We start from the raw sequence: 14639 nt of genomic DNA, 5'->3' as shown, positions 1-14639 counted from the left end.
CATGCGGCCCGAGCTGTTCCGCCTGCTCGACGTCGCGTTCCCTGCCTACTTCCTGCTGCTGCTCACCGGCTTCCTCTTCGCGACGGCCATCGGCGCGCTCTGGGCGCGGCGGATCGGCGAGGACCCGGATGTGATCGTCGACCTGGGGCTCGCCTGCCTCCTCGCGGGCGTCGTCGGCGGCAGGCTCCTCCACGTCGTCGCCGACGGATACTTCTGGGATTACGTGCACCTCTGCACCGACCCGTCGCTCGTCGACTGGAAGGTCGAGCAGGCGCTCTGCGCGTCGCGGTACCACGGCGTGTGGGACGCGGCGAAGGGGGTATGCCACCCGATCGAGCGCGATTGCCTGGCGTGGGCGAAGTTCTGGGCCGGCGGCCTGACGTACTACGGCGGCTTCGTGGGCGCGTCCGCGATGGCGTACTGGCTGCTCAAGCGCGATCGGTTCCCGTTCTGGAAGGCGGCCGACATGGCGGGCTTCGCCGTGCCGCTGGGCCTCGGGTTCGGCCGGATGGGCTGCCTGCTCGCCGGCTGCTGCTTCGGCATGCGCACCGACGGGGCGTTCGGTCTCTCGTTCCCGCCGAACAGTCCCGCGAGCGAGGCGCAGTTCAAGCTGCTCGAGCTCACGAGCCCGCGCCTGCCGTCGCACCCGGTGCACCCGACGCAGATCTACGAGTCGGCGATGTCGTTCGCCATCGCGGCGATCTGCCTGCTCTACGTGCACGGGCGGAAGCGGTACGACGGGCAGGTCTTCGCGACGTTCCTCGGCCTCTACGCGCTCGGGCGCTTCGTGCTCGAGTTCGTGCGCGCCGACGACCGCGGGGGCTTCGTCGGCCTGTCCACGTCGCAGCTCATCGGGCTCGCGATGGCCGGCGCCGCGATCGCGATCCACGTGGCGCGGAGCCGGAAGGCAGCGCCCGCGGCGGCCGCGCCCGCCGCCTGACCTGCGCCGCCGCGGAGGACGGCGCGCGGAAGCAGCGCAGCGGTCTGCCGTGCGCCGCGGCGCGCGAAGGAGCAGCGCAGCGGTCTGCGATGCGCCGCGCCCCCGCGGAAGACGGGGCCGCGAAGGAGCAGCGCAGCGGTCTGCGATGCGCCGCGCCGCCGCGGAGGACGGCGCGCGGACGACGCCGCGCAGGAGGCCCGGCCGGCGCCGCGCCGCCCGTCAGCCCTTGGTGACTTCCTTCTCCTTGCGCGCCTTGTACGCCGCTCGCTGGGCGTCGGTCGGCGGCTTGCCGAAGACGTACGCGAGTCCGATCGAGAGCACGTAGAGCAGGCACATCGGCACGGCCATGACGAGCTGGCTCGTGATGTCCGGCGGCGTCAGGACGGCCGCCACGACGAAGGCGCCGAACACGAACCAGCGGCCGAACAGGATGAGCTGGATGTAGTTGACGATGCCGGCGATGGAGAGGAAGAGCACGATGAGCGGGATCTCGAAGATGATCCCGAAGCCGAGCAGGAGCTGGGCGACGAAGTCGAGGTAGTCGCCCATCATCACGGTCGGCGTGATCGTCACCCCGTCGCCGCCGACCGTGCCGGCCATGCTGAGGAAGTAACCGAACGAGATCGGGAAGGCCGCTCGCCAGCCGAACCAGCCGCCGCCGACGAACAGGATCGTCGAGAACAGGACGAACGGGATGACGTAGCGCTTCTCTTTGGCGTAGAGGCCGGGCGCGACGAACGACCACAGCTGGTAGAAGATGAACGGCGAGGCCATCGCCGCGCCGCCGATCATCGACAGCTTGAAGTAAGCGACGAACGCGGCCGCGGGCGCGCCGAAGTGGAGCGAGGGGTTGCCCGACAGGTTCTGCTCGCGCCACGCCTGCACGAACGGGACGGTCAGGAAGTGCAAGAGCTGCTCGCGCACCTCCCACCCCACGATGCAGGCCGCGAAGAAGACAAGGATGCTCCGGACGAGCCGCTTTCTCAGCTCGTCGAGGTGCTCCCAGAACGACATCGGCTTGTCTTCGGCCGGATCCTCCGCGGCGTCGCTCGACGCGCCCTCCGCCCCCGGGGAGCCGCTCTTCACCGCCGCCGCCTGCTCCTGGCTCATGACGTCGCTCCGTTTCCGGTCACGACGCCCTGCGACGCCGCGGTGCTCTCTGCGGCCGCGGGCGCTGTCGCCGCGGTGGTCTCTGCGGCCGCGGGCGCTGTCGCCGCGGCGGACTCTGCGGTCGCGGGCGCTGTCGCCGCGGCGGACTCGACGCCGACCGTGGCGTCCGCCTCCTTCGCGGCCTCCGTGGGGGTCGCGCTCTCTGGTGTGGTCGGCAGGCTGGCGGCGCCGTCGGGCGCCGCGTCCAGCGTCACTCCGTAGGCGTCGCAGCCGAGGACGGGGTACTCGCGCTCGCGGGGCGCGTTCACGACGGGCGGCGGCGGCGGCTCGGGATCCGGCGGCCTCACGCGCGGCGTGGACGAGGCGATCGTACCGGCGGTCACGGCGCCGACGACGGGGTTCACCAGCGTCTCGATCACATTGACCCGCGACAGGGCGCGGAGCTCGCGGAGCTCACGCTCGAGCCCCTCCTGGCGGATCAGATCGTCGATGCCGCTCTGCGTCCGGAGATCCGTGCTCAAGCGGCGGAGCTTGGCGATCCAGCTCCCCGCCGAGCGCATCATGGCAGGCAACCGCCGGGGACCGACCACGATGATGCCCACGATGGCGAGCACCATGATTTCGCCGAAGCTGAAGCCGAACACGCGCGCAAGCTAGCGCGCGTGGGAGCAGGGATCCATAGCGACGCTCACGCTGGCCTGGGCGGCGCGCTCGGCTCGACGTCGGCTGCGCCCGCGGTCGCCCCGGCGCGGGGCGGCGCCCGGCGGCCGCCCGGTCGCCGCGCCTCCGCCGAAGGCCGCGCGAGCTGCCCGCACGCCGCGCCGACGTCGCGCCCGCCCGAGTAGCGCACGATCGAGCCGACGCCGGCGGCGGAGAGGACCGCGCGGAACGCGTCGAGCCGCGCCGAGCGCACGAACGGATCGTCCGACGCGCCGCGTTCATCGCCGCCGTCCGGCGAGGGCAGGGGATCGCCGGGCGCGCCGATCGCGTTGTAAGGGATGAGGCTGAGCCGGGGAGAGATGCCGTGCTGCGCCGCGAAGCCGCGGGCGAGCGCGGCCAGGCACGCGGCGTCCTCGTCCGTGTCGTTCTGGTCCGCGAGGAGCGTGTACGCCCACATCGGCGCGTGCCCGCTCGCGCGCGCGTGCTCGCCCACGGCCGCGAGGACCTCCTCGAGCGGGTGCGCGCCGTCGATCGGCATGAGCAGGCGCCGCTTGCCGGGGCGCACCGAGCCGAGCGACAGGCCGAGCCGGACCGCGGGGACCTCGGCCGCGAGCCGCCGGATGCCGGACGGGAGCCCCGCCGTACAGACGGTGATGTTGCGCATGTCGATGGCCTGCGCGCTCGGCTCGGAGAGCACCCGGATCGCCTGGATGACCCGGTCGGCGTTGGCGAGCGGCTCGCCCATGCCCTGGAACAGCACTCCATGGACGCGCGCGCCGCCGCCTACGGTGGCGTCGAGATCGCGGCGGATGAGCCGCACCTGCTCGACGATCTCCCAGGCCTCCAGGTTGCGCGTGAGGCCCATGCGCCCTGTGGCGCAGAAGGCGCACGCGAGCGCGCAGCCGACCTGCGAGCTCACGCACGCCGAGTACCGGCCCGGCCGCTCGAGCGGGATGCGCACCGACTCGACCGTCGTGCCGTCCTCGAGGCGGAAGGCGTACTTCACGAACGGATCCTCGGCGCTCGCGCGCCGCTCGACGAGCGCGAGCGTCCTGATCTCGCCCGCCGACCGCGCCGCGTCGAGCGCGGCGCGCCGGACGGTCGCGGGCGCGCGGGCGGGCAGCTCGCCGAGGCGGTGCGCCAGGGAGACGATGCGGCGCGCGTCGGTGAGGTCGATGCCGCACGCGCCGGCGAGCTCCTCCGGCAGCACGGCCTGGAGCGCGAGGCGGGGGCGGCGTTCGTCCGGGCTGCTTCGAGGGCTGGGATCCACGGCGGATACCGACTAGCGCGCCAGGACGGCCCAGTCTACGGCCGCGCGCGCATGTTTCGCCGGATCTGCCGGCGGGGGCGCGGGTTCGCGCCGCTCCTTAACGGAGAGGCTCGCCCTCGCGACGGAGGGGCTCGCCCTCGCGCAGGGCCGCGCGGCGCAGGCGTCGCCGGAGGACGTGCTCGGCTTCGGCGCGCGATGCTGCACCTCGGGGCGACGGTGACGGCGGCGTCCTGAGGCGGCGATGCGATGAGCTGCCGCCGTGGGATCAGCCCCGCGCGGAGAACCCCTCTCGCGAGCGCCTCGAGCGAGCCGAAAAACTTGCGTCCGGCCGTCAGCGACGAAACATAGGGGAGAGTGCCCGCCAGGACCACGACGCCTCTTCCCTCAGCCTGACGAGCTCTCGCCAGAGAGGCTGACCATGGCGTTCAAAAGCGCAGTCATCGGACACACGACGCAGACAACCAGCAGGATCTTGGCCGTCTTCGAGAGGCCCAAGGGGAGGGCGAGACTGGCGTTCGCGGACGACAACGGCGTTCGCACGCTCGACGTGCCGATCAACAGCGCGCCGCCCTTCGGGCTCGCCACGTTCGAGCTGAGCGGGCTGAGCGGCGAGAGGGTTCGTTATGGCATCGTGGAGCACGACGCAGGGGATCCGCTCCCCACACCCGCGGACAACCTGAGCATCAACGGGTCCGCCTTCCGCACCGTGGCGAACGGGCCGATCCGTATCGGCCTCGTGAGCTGTAACGACATCGACAACCACGAGTTTCCGAAGGAGCGGCGCGGAGCGATGTGGCGGGCGCTCAAGGCCCTCGTGGACGAAGGGAAGGTGAACCTCCTGGTTCACGCCGGTGACCAGATCTACGGCGACGGCGATCCAACGGGCTGGTCGGCCTCGGAGGGGCGCACCGCCGCGTACCGCAGGCACTACGTGCAGACGTGGTCGCACCCTGACGTGGCGGCCGTCCTCGGGAGCTGCCCGAACGTCATGATGTGGGACGACCACGAGATCTACGATGGGTGGGGGTCGAACAACAACGACGGCTCCCCGCAGGCCGTGGAGCGCTACAGGGCCGCGGAGCAGGCGTTCAAGGAGTTTCAGGTAGCGCTGAGCCCGAGGGACCGCTTGAGCAGCTCGGGGTTCGGCTGGATCGCGAAGCACGGCGACATCGCCATCCTCGCGGTCGATGGGCGGTCGCAGCGCTCGTGGAAGAACGGGGCGATCCTCGGCAAGCAACAGCTCGACGACCTCGAGCTCAGGCTCAACGAGCTCGCGGCGCTCGATCTCAAGCACCTCCTGGTCGTGGTCGGCACACCCGTCGTCTACCTGCCGCTCGCGGCCGCCGAGGCGCTCACGAACACGTTCAACATGGCCTCCATCGACGACATCCGGGACGGCTGGGCTGCCTCCAACAACCAGAACGAATGCAGGCGTTTTCTCATGTCTCTCATGAATTTCGCCGGCTTCAGCCCTCGCACCCAGGTGACGCTCATGGGCGGCGACATCCACGTGGGCACGATGGCCCACATCGACACGGTCCTCGGGTTCGGGCAGCCGCGCTCGCGACCGCGCCTCTATCAGGTGACCGCATCCGGCATCGCGCGCCCTGCCCCGAAGGGGATGTCCCGCATCATCCTCTCGCTGCTGACGAACGGTGGTAGTCAGAACCTGTTCAACGGCGACATCAAGGGATTCCTCCGGGAGATCTCGGGGTCCGATCACAGGTACTGCGTCACGCATCGCAACTTTGCGATCCTCGATCCGAGCGACGGCGCAGACGACTGGGACAGGAACAACAACCTGGTGGTCCGCTTCCATGTGGAGAAGGACAACGGCGGCGTCGTCGTCCTCGAGCAAGTCCTCCCGAGAGTGCACACGTAGGCGCCGGCCGGACATGCGCCGGCCTTTTGACGGCGCCGGTACCCTGCTTCCGCAGGCCGGCGCCGGTACATTGCCCCTGGCGCGGAGGGGGTGAGTCGCCGCTTCAGAGGCTCAGGACCATGACGTCGATCCGGCGGTTCTGCGCGCGTCCGCCGGCGGTGTCGTTCGACGCCACCGGTTGCTCGGCGCCCATCCCGGCCACCTCGATGCGATGGGGAGCGATCTGCCGCGCGGTGAGCTCGTTGCGCACCGCCTGGGCTCGCGCCAGCGACAGCGATCGGTTCCCCTCGGCGCCGCCCACGGCGTCGGTGTGCCCTTCGATGCGCACCCGCGCGGAGGGATAGGCGTCGAGGATGACGGCCAGCGCTTCGAGATTCGGCCGCGAAGCTTCGGTCAACTCCGTGGTCCCGAAGCGGAAGTTCACGCCTTCCATCGAGAAGCGCCTGGGGCCATCCGGGGCTCCGGCGTCGAGGTACCGCGCGATCTCCGCCTCGGAGCCGTGCTCGTCGACGGAGAGGACCTTGCCGCCCGGGAGCGTCATCTCTCCGGCCGTGATCCTGAGCTGCTCGACGATCTCCGGCGCGCCGGGGGGCGCCTCGCCGGGCGCGGCGGCCGTGGGCGCCTCGGCGCGCGGCGCCTCGACCTGCGGCGGCGGCGCGGCGGGCTGGGCGAGATCGTCCCTCGGAGCCGCCGCGATCGGGGCTTCGTGCGTGGGCTCGGCGGCGGTGCGCTCCGGCCTGCGTTCGCGGGCGAACGCCCACAGGCCTCCGAGCACCGCCGCTGCCAGCAAGGTCGGGAGCAGCCATTCTCGCGTCGGACGTTGACGGGCAGGCCCTTCACGCGAGGGAAGCGGGGTTGACGACTCCGTCGTTCGGGACGGGGCGGGCGATACCGCGTCGTGCGGGCGTTCGCGCGCCGCCGCCGCGACGAAAGGAGCGCTCGCCCCCATGGAGGGAGCGAGGAACCCAGCGAGGCCCGCCGGGGCGCGCGGATCGTCCTTGAAGGCTTGCTTGTGATGAGAGAGGAGATCGGCGAGCCCGCGCGCGGTCAGCCCTCTCAACCTCACCTCGCGGCCGAGCACGCACGCGACGATCGGAGCGACCAGGCCGAGCATCGCGGTCGAGCACCGCTGCTCCGCGCCGGAGGAGCGGGAGATGAGATCGATCATCCCGCTCGCGCGGTCGCCGAACAGGCGGGCGATTATCGACTGCCCATGGTGCGAGAGCTCCTCGGCCTGCTCGGCGCGGAGGGGGCCTGCTCTCCCGAGCAGACCTTCGTAGTCCCGCTCGGTGATCAACCTGAACAGCTGCGCTGCGCCGCTCTCCGAAGAGGCGAGCTGAGCCATTCCGGCGAGCAGCGTCGGCACCGAGCTCTCCGCGGCGCCGCGCACGTTCGTCGGCGATTCATCGCTCAGGCCCAGCCCCTTCGTTGCGGCCGAGATGAGCTCGGGCGTCAAGAAGCCCCTGGTGGTGTCCAGCAACGACATGGTTCCGATCCCTCCGGGAAGTGGTCATCGGCGCGGGCGAAGCAGCGTCATCGCGCACGCGACCCTGCCCGCATGAGCGTCGATCCCGTGTCTGTCTTCCGCGGACTCCGCGCGATGCGAGCGACGTGCCGGCACGCCCGCGCATCGCGCGCTGTGCCGCGGGTGCACACGGCCTGCTCCTGCCGCTTCCTGCCCCTCGCGCTCGGCGAGGCGAGGCGAGGCGAGGCGAGCCGGCGGCGATGGCGCGCGGCGCTCAGCGTCGTGCGAGCGCGGCCGTGCGGGCCTCGGCCGTCAGCGCGGCGAAGGCGTCCGTGCGCGTATACACGTGGTTGCCAGCCGCGGTGCACCCCGCGCCTCGCGACGTGATGCCCACCACGTCGCCGCGGTCGGCGTCGATCACCGGACCTCCCGAGTCGCCGGCGCAGGTCGCCCCCTCGATCTCGAACTCGCGCGGACCGAGGACCTTGCCGGTCGCCGGATCGGCGCGGGGCCCGACGGCGGCGACGAGGCGCGGGCCGCGCGCGGCGCGGACGCCGAGCCGGCTTACCGCTCCGCCGCCGTACCCGACGGCGATCACGCTGTCGCCTGGATCGAGCGCCCCGACCTCGCGCATCCGCAGGGGCGCCACGTCGGTGAGGGGCCGATCGAGCACCAGATAAGCGATGTCCGCGTCGCAGAGGACGCGCTCTTTCCCGTGCAGCGTGGCCACGGCGCGCGCCCGCGCGGCGTCGCGGGAGACATCGATATGGTCCCCTGTGTAAATGGCGATCTCGGAAGGATCGATGTCTCCGCCGAGGTGATCGCCGTTGTGCGACCTGCCCGAGCGATCGCAGCGAGGGGTCGCGGTCAGGTTGCGCGAGATGCAGTGACGCGCGGTCAAGACGAGGTTCGGCTCGACGAGCGCGCCGCTGCACAGGTTCACGCGTCGCTCGCCGCCCCGGGGATCGCGGTGCGAGACGGCCACGGCGACGACGGAGCGCGCGGCGCCGTCGATGCGGGGCTCAGGCGTGCCCTTCGCGCGCGGCGAAACCTCGGTGATCGGCTCGACCGCCGCCACCGGAGGAGGCGAGGATTCAGCCGGGATGACGGCGACGACGAGGCGTGGGACGAGGGCCGCGACAAGGCAGCCAAGGCATCCCGCGAGGCGCGGGACGAGAGGCGGAGACACCATGGATGAGGTCACCGACAAAGAGCATGTGAGTAACGACCGTGCAAGCCGACCCTGGAGCTTTTCTCCAGCATCGGAAGGGGAGGTGCCCCCGATAAGTTGTTGTTCCCACCGAGGGGAATGAGAGATGGAAATCAGGTCAGTCAGGTGAGGGGCGCCCGGCTGGAGGCGCGCTCTCTGGACTCCCGCGCTCGTCGACTAGCCCCGGCCCTCCAGCGCGCGCGCAGCGCCGGCGCTGCTCGACGCGCCGGGGGCGAGGTGTCGCTCGATCAGGAAGATCAAGCACGACGACGCGAGCGTGAAGGCGATCGCCAGCGCGGCCACGGCGCCCATGCCGTCGAGGCGCTGGTCGGGGAGCTCGTGCAGCATCCTGGCCGCGAGGAACGCGGCGAGCGCCGACGAGAGGTGATCCACGGCCGACTGGATGGATCCGAAGCGCGCCCGCTCGGAGGGGAGCGGGACCTTCGAGGCGAGCGTGCCGTGGGAGATGTTGCGGATCGCCGTCCCGGTCATGAAGGCGACGAAGACGACGATCACGGGCAGCCCCGGCACGTACGCGTGGAACCCGGCATAGAGGACGGCCACGAGCATCGCCGCCCCGACCAGGCTCGTTCGGAACGCGCCGACGCGATCGATCAGCGCGCCCGCGGTGCGCATCACGACGAAGGTGAGCGCGCCGCCCACGAGGTAGAGCAGGCCGAGCCGCTCGCGCGGATAGCCGAGGTTATTCTGCACGTAGGCCGAGATGTTCGGGATGACGAGGAACGACGCCATCGTCATGACCGCCGTCGTCGCGTACGAGAGCAGCACGAGCGGGCGGCCGACGAGCGCGCGGAGCTCGCGCATGGCGTTTTCCTCGGCGCGCACCCGCGCCCCGGCGAGGTGGCCTCGCATCGAGGGGAGCAGCAGCAGCGCGAGCCCCGCGACGGCGAGCCCGAGCGCCGCGACGGCGAAGAACGGCGCCTGGAAGCCGCCGCGCCGCGCGAGCTCGAGGCCGGCCGGCACCCCGAGCACCGCGGCCAGGGAGTAGGCGCCTGCGCGAGGAGGGTGCGCGTCGGCGATGCGAAGAAGAACGCCGACTCAGGGGTGTATTGCTTCAACAGCTGCCCTGTGTTCACCGCGGGCAGCGCGACAGAGGCCGGTATCGAGATGGAACTCGTCACATTCAGCTCCGATGGGCGTCGAGAGCCACGTGGGCTCTGGTCATCGGGCGCTGGACGTCAGGTCTCGGGCCGCTCGTTTCTGATTAATGATAAAGAAAATCAGTTTCAAGTAACTCGTTGCACGCGCGTGCAAGACTGTCAAGGGACTCCCGGTTCTGTCTCGGGTGTGCGCCGCCGGTGGGCCCGTGGACGGGGCGCTCCGGGCCTTCGCTTCAGCGTTGACATCCTGCGTGACGGGTGCGACGAGTCGCCCCGCCATCGGTGCTCGTCCGGCCATCCCCTGGCGAGCTGAAAAGGGAACCCGGTGAGAATCCGGGACTGCCCCCGCAGCGGTGAACGGGAACGACCATCACCAAGAAGCACTGGGCATGCACCAGAGCAGCCTGGGAAGCGGTGATGTGTAGGAGAGCGACCGGCGACGGCCGCAGCGCCCGTGAGTCCGAAGACCTGCCGAAGGTGCGCGCGCCGGTGCTCTGGCGCGCGCTGACCTGAGCCTTCGAGGGGAAGGCGCCCAGGCCCTCGACCACCTCGCTCGCGCGCGGTGCCGTGGCCCGTCACGCAGCCCCCTCGCTTCGGCTCTCAGCTCACCCGGAGCAGCGCTGGGTCGACGCGGGCAGGCGGCGCGTGAATGGTTGATTCCTCTGATCGTCGGTCGCGTCGGCGCCGGAGCGCCGGCGCGGCGCGCTGGTTTGCGCTCGCGGTCGGCAGCGCGGTGGCAGGCCTGCCGGCGGCCCGCGCCGACGATGTGCGCAGGCCTGCGGGCGAGCAGGGGGGCGATGCCGCTGCCGCTCGACCGGGGACAGACCCGCTGGAGGTGCGCGTCGAGGGGGACCGCCTGCGCGCGCCCGCGCCGCCCAAGGACAGGTCCGTCGCGGGGTCGGTGCTGGGCCGCGAGCGCCTCACCGGCGCGGGGCTCGGGGCGGCGGACGTGCTCCGCACGCAGCCGGGCGTGCTCATCATCGAGTCGGGCGGCTTCGGCGGGCCGGCGACCGCGGCCCTCCGGGGAGCGACCGCCACGCAGACGCCGGTGTACCTCGCCGGCGTCCGCCTGAACGACGATGTCGTGGGGACGGCGGATCTCTCCCTCGTGCCCCTCTGGCTCATCGAGCGCATCGAGATCTACCGCGGCCACGCGCCCATCGAGGCCGACCGCCTCGGCCCCGGCGGCGCGATCTTCTTCGAGCCGCGGCGGCCTTCCCGGACGACGGGCGGCGCAGGCGTCATGGCGGGCTCGCTCGGCGCGCGGCGCGGGTGGGCGTTCGCCGGCGCCGGCGCGGGCCCGGTGAGCGCGATCGTCGGGGTGAGCGCCGAGGCCGCGGAGAACCGCTACGCGTTCGTCAACGATGGCGGGACGCTCTTCGACGAGCGCGACGACACCGTGGAGCGCCGGCAGAACGCCGACGTGCGCACGATCGACGCGTGGGCGCTCGCGCGCGTCGAGCTCGGGGGCGGCGCGATCGTCGACGTGATCGCGAACGGCACCGATCGCGAGCAGGGCGTGCCGAGACTCGCGCTCCTGCCGTCCCGCGAGGCGCGGGGGGAGTCGCGGCGCGCGCTGGCGTCGGTCGCGGCGCGGGTGCCGTTCGGCGGGGAGGCGCAGCACACGCTCGAGGCGCGCACCTCGTTCATCGAGGCGCGGTCGGAGGTCCATGATCCCCTCTTCGAGCTCGCGCTGCAGACGCCGGAGCTCCACCTCGCCGGCCGCCGCCTGGAGCAGACGCTCGGGGCGACGCTCGCCTTCGCCGACCGGCTCCGGGTGCGGCCCGTGCTCTCGGTCGCGCGCGAGGGCATCTCGCGCGCGCCGGACGACGTACCGCTCGCGCGGGCGCGGCGCTCGTCCGCGCGCGGCGCCGTCAGCGCGGAGGCGCGCCTCGGCGAGGGGCTCACGCTGCACGCCCTCGCGAGCGGGGAGTGCCACGCCACCGGCGCGGACCGGGAGCGCCCTTGCGACGTGCTCGTGCCGACCGGGCGGGTCGGCGTGGAGGCGGGGAGCGACCGGCTCCGGCTCCTCGCGACCGTGGGCCGCTACGTCCGCGTCCCGACGCTCGGCGAGGTGTACGGCGTCTCCGGCGTCGTCCACGGCAACGCGGCGCTCGAGCCCGAGTCCGGCGCCACGATCGAGGCCGGGATCCGGGCGCAGACGGGGCGCGGCGCCGTGCTGCGCGGCGCCTTCATCGACGTGTTCGCGTTCGGGAGCGCGGTCTCCGGGCTCGTCGCGTACGAGAAGTCCGGTCAGGGCTACGTGAGCCCGTACAACGTCGGCCGCGCCCGCGTCGTGGGCGCGGAGCTCCTGGCCGGGGTCGAGGTGACCCCGTTCCTCCGCGCCGAAATCGCGGCGACGCTGCTGGATCCGCGGGACACGACGCCGGGACGGACGACGAGGAACGACCTCCTCCCGTTCCGCTCGCGCCTCGTCGTCGCGCCGCGCCTGCACGCCGAGTGGAAGCGCCCGGGCGGCGCCGTGTTCTCGGGCGCGTCGGGCGAGATCCGGGCCGTGTACCAGTCGAGCCGGTACGCCGATCCCGCCGGGCTCGGCGTGATCGCGGAGCAAGCGACCCTCGACCTCGACGCGGAGGCGAGGTGGCTCGGAGGGCACCTCGCGGTGAGAGGTCGCGTCGCGGACCTCCTGGACGCGCGGCGCACGGATGTCGTCGGGTTTCCGCTCCCGGGGCGGAGCGTGTTTTTCACACTGGAGTCAACATGGTGAAGATCAGTCTGTTTGCGTTCGCGATCTCGATTCCGATGCTCGGGTGCAACGTGGATTCGCCGCCGCCGTCGACGGGCGGCGTCCACGGCGGCGGCGACGGCGACGCGTGTGAGAGCGGCGTGGTCATCGTGACGAGCGACTACCAGTCGACGAACATCGCCGTGTCGGAGCTCGATGGGACCACCCTGTCGCCCTCCTTCGTGTCGAGCGGCGCGGCGAAGCCGGGGCTCAGCCTCGCGCTGTCCGGCGACGTCGAGGTCCCGGGGGCGGCGCCGCCGTCCGGCCGCGTCGTCCTGCTCGATCGGTTCGGCACGAACGTGATCACCTGGATGGATCTCGAGACCGCCGAGGTCCTCGCGCAGCTCCCGGTCGGGCAGGGGTTCGAGTCGAACCCTCAGGACTACATCGAGGTCGGCGCGGACCGCGCGCTCGTGTCGCGCTACGGGAGCAACCCGAGCCCGGGCGTGGAGCCGTTCGACGAGGGCGGCGATCTGCTGATCGTCGATACGAAGGAGTACTCCATCGCAGGGCGTATCGCCCTGCCGGAGGAGGAAGAGGGGCTCCTGCCGCGCCCGTCGGGGATGGCGCGCGTCGGCGACGAGGTGATCGTGGCGCTCGGCCGGCTCGCCGCGGACCTCTCGACCGTGGGCGAAGGGCGCTTCGTTGGCGTCTCGCCGGAGCAGGGCGCTGTCACATGGACGGTCGACGTGCAGGGGCTCTACGGCTGCGGGCGTCTCGCCGTGTCGCCCTCGGGAGAGCGGCTGGCTGTCGCCTGCTCGAGCCGCTTCGACGCCGAGGCGATGGAGTACGATCCGGCGACGAGCGACATCGTGATCTACGACGCTCGCACGTCGCCCCCGGAGGAGATCGAGCGGCTCGGCGTGGCCAGGGCGCTCGGCGCGGCGGTCCAGCCCACGCTCGCCTTCGCCTCCGAGGACGTCCTCCTCGGGACGGCCTACGCGGGCAGCGCGTCCGCCGGGGACCGCGCCTTCTCCGTGAGCATCACCACGGGCGAGGTCACGACGCTCGCCCAGGCGACCCAGTCCTACGCCTTCGGCGGCGTCCACTGCTCGCCCGGCTGCGGCGATGTCTGCCTGCTGAGCGACGCGGCGAGGAGCAGGCTCCGCCGCTGGAAGGTGGCGGCGAGCGGCGCGCTCGAGCCGCTCGAGGACGCGACGGTCGACACCGAGATCGGGCTCCCGCCGCGAGGGATCGGCGGGCTCTGATCGGCCCCGCGGGCGGTGCGTCGGTTGATTGGCGTCAGAACGCGGCGTCGAGGACGACCTCCCCTGAGACGCCGACCTGGTACGCGGAGACGCGGCGCTCGAAGAAGTTCGTGACCTCCTGGACGTCTTGCAGATCCATGAACGAGAACGGGTTCTTCGCCCCGTAGCGCTTCGGCATGCCGAGCGTGGCGAGCCGCTGGTCGGCGCAGAACTCGAGGTAGCTGCGCACGTCGCGCGCCGACATGCCCGCCACGCCGGCGCCGAGGAGATCCTCGGCGAACCGGGCCTCGCAGGCGATCGCCTCATCCATCATGTCGAGGATCGACCGCGCGAGGCCGGCGTCGAAGAGCTCGGGCTCCTCGCGCCGCGCCGTGCTCACGACCTCGAAGGCGAAGCGCATGTGCGCGCTCTCGTCGCGGAAGACCCAGCTCGTCCCCGCGGCGAGCCCGTGGAGCAGGCCGCGCGAACGCAGGAAGTACACGTACGCGAACGCGCCGAAGAAGAAGAGCCCCTCGACGCACGCGGCGAAGCAGATGAGGTTCAGGAGGAACCGCCGCCGCTCGGCGCGCGAGTCCAGCCGCCCGAGCGACTCGACGGAATCGAGCCACCGCATGCAGAAATCGGCCTTCTGGCGGATCGAGGGGATGTTCTCCACGGCCGCGAAGGCGCGGTGGCGGTCCTCGGGATCGGGGATGTACGTGTCGAGGAGCGTCAGATAGAACTGGACGTGGAGCGCCTCTTCGTAGAGCTGCCGCGACAGGTACATCCGCGCCTCCGGGGCGTTGATGTGCCTGTACAGGTTGAGCACGAGGTTGTTCGCCACGATGGAGTCCCCCGTGGCGAAGAACGCGACGAGGCGCTGCACGAGGTGCCGCTCCGCGTCGGTCATCTTCCGCAGGTCGCCCACGTCCGTGGAGAAGTCGACCTCCTCCACGGTCCACGTGTTCTTGATGGCGGAGCGGTACATCTCGAAGAAGGCCGGATAGGCCATCGGGCGCAGCGTGAGGCACTGGCCCGGATCGAGGAG

At 71.9% G+C, this 14639-nt stretch carries 11 protein-coding genes and 1 riboswitch; of the genes, 4 read left to right on the top strand and 7 right to left on the bottom strand.

The window, feature by feature from the left end; genetic code table 11:
* Position 1 precedes the first annotated feature (1 nt).
* A complete protein-coding gene (locus tag WMF45_RS21955; protein ID WP_437718809.1) occupies positions 2-940 on the top strand; it encodes a prolipoprotein diacylglyceryl transferase in 939 nt (312 codons plus the stop codon).
* Between the two features lie 219 nt (positions 941-1159).
* On the opposite strand, the gene tatC is transcribed toward WMF45_RS21955, so the two are convergent.
* Genes tatC through rlmN form a run of 3 tightly spaced genes read right to left on the bottom strand, consistent with a single transcriptional unit; the run spans position 1160 to position 3980 of the window.
* The gene (gene tatC / locus WMF45_RS21950; protein WP_437718808.1) at positions 1160-2050 is read right to left on the bottom strand and encodes a twin-arginine translocase subunit TatC; all 891 of its coding nucleotides are present in this window, start codon (positions 2048-2050) and stop codon (positions 1160-1162) included.
* Complete coding sequence (gene tatB / locus WMF45_RS21945; protein ID WP_437718807.1) at positions 2047-2694, bottom strand: Sec-independent protein translocase protein TatB; 648 nt, start codon at positions 2692-2694, stop codon at positions 2047-2049. The genes tatC and tatB overlap by 4 nt, the downstream gene beginning before the upstream one ends.
* 44 nt (positions 2695-2738) lie before the next feature.
* Positions 2739-3980, bottom strand: a complete 1242-nt coding sequence (gene rlmN / locus WMF45_RS21940; RefSeq protein WP_437718806.1) for a 23S rRNA (adenine(2503)-C(2))-methyltransferase RlmN — start codon at positions 3978-3980, stop codon at positions 2739-2741.
* Positions 3981-4398: 418 nt separating this feature from the next.
* On the opposite strand from rlmN, the gene WMF45_RS21935 reads away from it, so the two are divergent.
* Complete coding sequence (locus WMF45_RS21935) at positions 4399-5862, top strand: alkaline phosphatase D family protein (protein WP_437718805.1); 1464 nt, start codon at positions 4399-4401, stop codon at positions 5860-5862.
* Positions 5863-5965: 103 nt separating this feature from the next.
* On the opposite strand, the gene WMF45_RS21930 is transcribed toward WMF45_RS21935, so the two are convergent.
* The 3 genes from WMF45_RS21930 to WMF45_RS21920 form a co-directional block, all read right to left on the bottom strand.
* Positions 5966-7348 (bottom strand): OmpA family protein, encoded by a 1383-nt coding sequence (locus WMF45_RS21930; protein WP_437718804.1) that lies wholly within the window; start codon positions 7346-7348, stop codon positions 5966-5968.
* Positions 7349-7601: 253 nt separating this feature from the next.
* A complete protein-coding gene (locus WMF45_RS21925) occupies positions 7602-8519 on the bottom strand; it encodes a trypsin-like serine protease (protein ID WP_437718803.1) in 918 nt (305 codons plus the stop codon).
* 195 nt (positions 8520-8714) lie between these two features.
* Positions 8715-9530, bottom strand: a complete 816-nt coding sequence (locus tag WMF45_RS21920; protein ID WP_437718802.1) for an MFS transporter — start codon at positions 9528-9530, stop codon at positions 8715-8717.
* 391 nt (positions 9531-9921) lie between these two features.
* Positions 9922-10148, top strand: a riboswitch (cobalamin riboswitch).
* A gap of 159 nt (positions 10149-10307) precedes the next feature.
* On the opposite strand from WMF45_RS21920, the gene WMF45_RS21915 reads away from it, so the two are divergent.
* Together WMF45_RS21915 and WMF45_RS21910 are read left to right on the top strand one after the other, a co-directional pair.
* The gene (locus WMF45_RS21915; RefSeq protein ID WP_437718801.1) at positions 10308-12386 is read left to right on the top strand and encodes a TonB-dependent receptor domain-containing protein; all 2079 of its coding nucleotides are present in this window, start codon (positions 10308-10310) and stop codon (positions 12384-12386) included.
* Positions 12380-13612, top strand: coding sequence for a YncE family protein (locus WMF45_RS21910; protein ID WP_437718800.1), 1233 nt, complete (start codon positions 12380-12382; stop codon positions 13610-13612). Before WMF45_RS21915 ends, WMF45_RS21910 begins: the two co-directional genes overlap by 7 nt.
* A gap of 34 nt (positions 13613-13646) precedes the next feature.
* Here the strand turns inward: WMF45_RS21910 and WMF45_RS21905 are convergent, their stop codons facing one another.
* On the bottom strand, positions 13647-14603 hold the full coding sequence (locus WMF45_RS21905; RefSeq protein ID WP_437719563.1) for a ribonucleotide-diphosphate reductase subunit beta: 957 nt from the start codon (positions 14601-14603) through the stop codon (positions 13647-13649).
* Between the last annotated feature and the right edge of the window lie 36 nt (positions 14604-14639).

Source organism: Sorangium sp. So ce448, assembly GCF_051520915.1.
In the GTDB taxonomy this organism is placed as follows: domain Bacteria; phylum Myxococcota_A; class Polyangia; order Polyangiales; family Polyangiaceae; genus Sorangium; species Sorangium cellulosum_B.
This window is presented reverse-complemented; position numbering and strand designations above follow the sequence as displayed.

What these genes read in the sequence shown, in the direction of transcription:
- WMF45_RS21935 (WP_437718805.1), top strand. Translation starts at nt 4,399, where the DNA reads ATGGCGTTCAAAAGCGCAGTCATCGGACACACGACGCAGACAACCAGC.
- WMF45_RS21905 (WP_437719563.1), bottom strand. Translation starts at nt 14,603, where the DNA reads ATGGCCTATCCGGCCTTCTTCGAGATGTACCGCTCCGCCATCAAGAAC.
- WMF45_RS21925 (WP_437718803.1), bottom strand. Translation starts at nt 8,519, where the DNA reads ATGGTGTCTCCGCCTCTCGTCCCGCGCCTCGCGGGATGCCTTGGCTGC.
- WMF45_RS21930 (WP_437718804.1), bottom strand. Translation starts at nt 7,348, where the DNA reads ATGTCGTTGCTGGACACCACCAGGGGCTTCTTGACGCCCGAGCTCATC.
- tatC (WP_437718808.1), bottom strand. Translation starts at nt 2,050, where the DNA reads ATGAGCCAGGAGCAGGCGGCGGCGGTGAAGAGCGGCTCCCCGGGGGCG.
- WMF45_RS21915 (WP_437718801.1), top strand. Translation starts at nt 10,308, where the DNA reads ATGGTTGATTCCTCTGATCGTCGGTCGCGTCGGCGCCGGAGCGCCGGC.
- WMF45_RS21955 (WP_437718809.1), top strand. Translation starts at nt 2, where the DNA reads ATGCGGCCCGAGCTGTTCCGCCTGCTCGACGTCGCGTTCCCTGCCTAC.
- WMF45_RS21910 (WP_437718800.1), top strand. Translation starts at nt 12,380, where the DNA reads ATGGTGAAGATCAGTCTGTTTGCGTTCGCGATCTCGATTCCGATGCTC.